Here is a 4,894-nt window from a genome sequence, read left to right on the forward strand (position 1 = left end):
GCCCAAGAAAAGGACCGTTCGTATCAATAAAACCCGCTACCCCATTCAGAAAAGAGGCTCTTAACTGAATGGTGTTAGGCTAACGCCGGCATTTTTTTATTAATAGGTGATGTTTAAGCGACCGCTTTTGCTTCCTCGGCTAACGCCAATAAGCTTTCATCCAGGATCATTTTTGCCACATGGGAGCATTTGCCACAGGTTGAAGCAATAGCCAACTGCGTCTTTAGGCACTTCATTGAGCTGGCGCCGTCAACCGTAGATTCTTTAATTTGTTGTTCGGTAATACCGTGACAAATACAAACGTACATCAAATATTCTGTTTAATAATTACTCTAGGGCTAAGATTAATCTAAATGATAATGATTATCAACTGTATTTAAGTTATAGGTTTGTAAAATTTTTGCGGCGCAAACCTTTGCAGGTAGTGGTTTTACAGGCTAAAACTCTTTATGCATCAACCCCCTACTTCCTGCTCGTTACGGTAAGAATTGCCATACAAGATGTTCTACACTGATAACAAAGTTTTTGCTTCAGCCTTGAGACAATCCAGAACTCATTGATAAAATGCTAATTTTGAAATTTACGGAGTGGTTGTGAATAAAAGCTACATCACCAACAGCATTGCCTTATTATTGGCAGTCATCGGTTATTTCCTGTCTCAGGATATTCTCTTTGCTATTGGCATCTTTGCGCTATCTGGCGCAGTCACCAATGTCCTTGCGGTGCATATGTTGTTTGAAAAAGTCCCATTACTTTATGGATCCGGAGTTATTCCTTCGCAATTTGATGCCTTTAAACAGGCCATCGCCAATATGATGATGACGCAGTTCTTCACGGATCAAAATATCGATAAATTTTTGTCACAAAATAGTGGTGCTCCCGTACATTTTGATTTTTCTAATGTTATTCACAAGATTGATTTGGAACCGGCGTTTGATTCTTTAGTGCAAACCATCGAAGAATCTTCATTTGGTGGCATGTTAGCCATGTTTGGCGGCAATGATGCACTGCAGCCATTGAAGCAACCCTTTATTGATAAGATGAAAGCGTCACTGGTTAATATCAGTGAACAGGATGAGTTTAATGAGCTGGTTCGTGCGCAGCTTGAGCAGCCGAATGTGCTGGAAGGGATGCGACAAAAAGTAGAAGCCATTATTGAGCAGCGACTTAATGAATTAACGCCGGAAATGGTCAAGGATATTATTCAGCAAATGATCCGTAAACACCTTGGCTGGTTGGTTGTCTGGGGCGGTGTGTTTGGCGGCCTTATCGGCCTGATTGTCGCGTTAATTGGTCATTTTAATTCTTAAAATCTCGGTCAAAATTTAAACTGGGGAAAAAATTGGTAAAATTTAACCAATTTCCCCATTTTTAACCTTAATTTTCATACACAAGTAATGTATGCTTGCCGCGTAACCCATCTTACTTTTTTCATTCAACTACTAAAGAGAAGGTAGCATTAACCATGTTTGGTAATTTATCAGCATTGCCGGCCGATCCGATTCTCGGACTACTGGCAAAATATCGTCTTGACGAAAATCCTAATAAAATCGACTTAGGTGTCGGTGTTTACAAGAATGAGCACGGTGATACCACCATTCTGGATTGTGTAAAGACCGCTGAGAAATATCGTTACGATAACGAGCAAACGAAGGTTTATATTGGCCCTGCAGGTAGCGCACTTTTCAACGAAAAAATGACCGATCTGATTTTCGCTGATCATGAAGTGATTGCACAAAACCGTGTTCGTACCGTATCTACACCAGGTGGTACCGGCGCATTACGTGTTGCTGCAGAATTTATTCGCTCTTGTAAGCCGGGTGCAACAATTTGGGTAAGCGATCCGACATGGGCCAACCATACAGGTTTGTTTCAGGCTTCTGGTTTAACGGTGAAGACCTACCCCTATTACGATTATGAAAACAAATCGTTAAAGTTTGACGAAATGAAAGCGGCATTATCGCAAGTCAGCGCCGATGATGTTGTGCTTCTTCATGCCTGTTGTCATAACCCAAGTGGTATGGACTTAAATCAACAGCAGTGGCAGGAAATTGTTGAAGTTGCCAAAGATGTTGGTTTTACACCACTTATCGACATGGCTTATCAGGGCTTTGGCGATGGTCTGGACGAAGATGCCTATGGCGTCCGCTTAATGGCAGCCAGCGTTGAAGAAATGATCCTGTGTAGCTCATGTTCTAAGAACTTTGGTCTATACCGAGAGCGTATCGGCGCATGTAGCATTATTGGTAAAGACGTTGCGACAACCGATATTGCGCAATCGGTATTGTTATCCGTTGTACGTTGTATTTATTCTATGCCGCCGGCACACGGTGCAGCTTTGGTGGAAACGATATTATCTTCCAATGAACTGACTCAGCAGTGGCATGTAGAATTGGCAGCAATGCGTAATCGCATTAATGAGAATCGCCAGTTGCTGGTGGACAACATTAAAGCTCAGGGTGTTGAGCGTGACTTTTCGTTTATTACCCGTCAAAAAGGCATGTTCTCTTTCCTAGGTATTACGCCTGAGCAAGTTCAGCGTCTGCAAGATGAATTCAGCATCTATATGGTGGGTTCATCGCGTATGAGTATTGCCGGTATTTCACGCAATAACGTGGAATATTTAGCGCAATCTATTGCGAAAGTGTTGTAAGTAAAACTTCGCAGATCAGCCGGCTATCTTGCCGGCTGATTGATCTTCGTTCACACCGTTCAAAAATTCCTCAAAATATCAGTTGCCTGCTCAGCATTTACTCGCTAATTTATCTTATAAATTAAAATAATAACGATAAGAGTCCTGTCATGAGCACTGGTAGTCATCACTCTAATGATGATGCTCGTAATGAGCATATTCAAATCAATATCAATGGCGAACTTTTTCCTCGTCACGAAGCCAAAATTTCCGTATTTGATTCCGGATTTATTCTCGGTGATGGTGTATGGGAAGGGCTACGTTTGCATCATGGCAAATTGCCTTTTATTGAACAGCACCTCAAACGGTTATATGAAGGTGCCAAAGCACTGGATCTGGATATTGGCATTACCCCACAACAATTGCAGAAACGCATATTAGATACCTGCAGTGCTAACGGTATGGAAGACCATGTACATATTCGTTTGATGGTGAGTCGTGGCGTTAAATCCACGCCTTATCAGGATCCTCGAGTTACCATTTCACCGGCTACGATAGTGATTATTCCTGAATACAAAGTCCCTGCGCCGGAATCGGCTAATCGTGGTTTGAATCTGTACACCGTTTATGTGCGTCGCGGATATCCTGATGTTCAGGACCCAAAGCTCAATAGCCACTCTAAACTAAACTGTATTTTTGGTTGTATTCAGGCAACCAAAGCTGGCGCTGATGAAGCATTAATGCTTGATCCTCATGGCTTTGTGTCGACCTGTAATTCGACCCATTTCTTTATTGTCCGTGATGGTGCCGTGTGGACATCTACCGGCGATTATTGCCTGGCTGGTATCACCCGCTCTAACATTATTAAGCTCTGCAAACTTGCCCATATTCCGGTGTACGAGAAAAACTTTTCCCTTGCCGAGGTGTATGGCGCTGATGAAGCCTTTGTCACAGGCACCTTTGCTGGCGTCACTCCGGTAAAAACCGTTGACGGCCGCGATATTGGTGATTACCCAAGTCGTCAAAGTAAGGGGCCTATGGTGCATCGATTACAACAGCTCTATTTGCAAATGATTGCCAATGAATGTCACTCCAGTCTGTTTGAAGCATAACGGCGGTTAACCCTTTCACACCAAACGAGTTGCACAGAGGTTTAATATGACAATCAGAGTCGCGATGTGGTCTGGCCCTCGCAATATTTCAACCGCAATGATGCGAGCCTGGGAAAATCGCTATGATACACAGGTTATCGATGAACCCTTCTACGCCTACTATTTGCGCGCCAGTGGCAAGGTTCATCCGATGCAGGATGATGTATTGGCAAGTCAGCCACAACAATGGCAGCAGGTGGTGGAGCAATTACTGGCACCAAGGCAATGCGATATTTTCTATCAGAAAATGATGACCCATCATATGCTCGATGAGATTGATTTAAGTTTTTGCGCTCAGTTAAAGCACTGTTTCTTAATTCGCAACCCTGCCAATGTGGTCAACTCCTATGTGAAAAAAATCCGTGAAGTGAATGATGAAGATATTGGCATTAAACGCCAATGGCAGCTTTATCAGAAAATTAGTGAAATCAGCGGCCAGGATATTCCCGTGATCGATAGTAAGGATGTTCTGAAAAATCCCCGAGCGGCGTTATCTGCTGTGTGCGAACAGTTAGGACTGGATTTTGACGAGACGATGTTGTCTTGGCCCCAAGGTCGACGAGATTCCGATGGTGTCTGGGCTCCGCATTGGTATCAGCGAGTGGAAGCCTCTACAGAATTTGAACCTTATCGGCCTGAAACAATAAAGTTAACCGCGGCACAACAAGCGGTCGCGGACGAAAACCAGGATGCCTATCAGCAAATGTTCGAAAAGCGACTAATGCCCTAACCTCGAACATTGTCAGCGCCACCGAGCTGGGTGATCCACACACCACCCGGCCATCCACACCACATCGTCGTCGCGCAGCATCATTCACACTACATCGATGTCCACACCACCCCGATATCCTCACACCACCCCGTCATCCTCACGAAAGTGGGGATCTGCTTTTCCGGTAGATTCCCTGTAGCATCAGGGAATGACGCTTTTTCCGCCATCCACACCACATCGTCGTCGCGCAGCATCATTCACACTACATCGATGTCCACACCACCCCGATATCCTCACCTCGCTCCGTCATCCTCATCTCGCTCCGTCATCCTCACGAAAGTGGGGATCTGCTTTTCCGGTAGATTCCCTGTAGCATCAGGGAATGACGCTTTTTCCGCC

Annotated in this window: 5 protein-coding genes; 4 read left to right on the plus strand and 1 reads right to left on the minus strand. The window is 44.3% G+C overall.

Annotation, left to right across the window (positions count from 1 at the left end; all coding sequences use genetic code 11):
* Positions 1–113 precede the first annotated feature (113 nt).
* Positions 114–308, minus strand: coding sequence for a (2Fe-2S)-binding protein (locus ACHUFQ_RS13275; RefSeq protein WP_394176212.1), 195 nt, complete (start codon positions 306–308; stop codon positions 114–116).
* 285 nt (positions 309–593) lie between these two features.
* Here ACHUFQ_RS13275 and ACHUFQ_RS13280 point away from each other — a divergent pair, with 285 nt between their 5' ends.
* The 4 genes from ACHUFQ_RS13280 to ACHUFQ_RS13295 all read left to right on the plus strand — a co-directional run bounded on the left by ACHUFQ_RS13280 (position 594) and on the right by ACHUFQ_RS13295 (position 4,513).
* The gene (locus tag ACHUFQ_RS13280) at positions 594–1,310 is read left to right on the plus strand and encodes a DUF445 family protein (protein ID WP_394176214.1); all 717 of its coding nucleotides are present in this window, start codon (positions 594–596) and stop codon (positions 1,308–1,310) included.
* A gap of 155 nt (positions 1,311–1,465) precedes the next feature.
* The gene (locus ACHUFQ_RS13285; RefSeq protein ID WP_394176216.1) at positions 1,466–2,653 is read left to right on the plus strand and encodes an amino acid aminotransferase; all 1,188 of its coding nucleotides are present in this window, start codon (positions 1,466–1,468) and stop codon (positions 2,651–2,653) included.
* A 149-nt stretch (positions 2,654–2,802) separates the two neighbouring features.
* Complete coding sequence (locus ACHUFQ_RS13290) at positions 2,803–3,744, plus strand: aminotransferase class IV (protein ID WP_394176218.1); 942 nt, start codon at positions 2,803–2,805, stop codon at positions 3,742–3,744.
* A 46-nt stretch (positions 3,745–3,790) separates the two neighbouring features.
* Complete coding sequence (locus ACHUFQ_RS13295; RefSeq protein WP_394176219.1) at positions 3,791–4,513, plus strand: sulfotransferase-like domain-containing protein; 723 nt, start codon at positions 3,791–3,793, stop codon at positions 4,511–4,513.
* Positions 4,514–4,894: the final 381 nt, after the last annotated feature.

The sequence above is a fragment of the Thalassotalea litorea genome (assembly GCF_043642205.1).
Taxonomy (GTDB): domain Bacteria; phylum Pseudomonadota; class Gammaproteobacteria; order Enterobacterales; family Alteromonadaceae; genus Thalassotalea_A; species Thalassotalea_A litorea.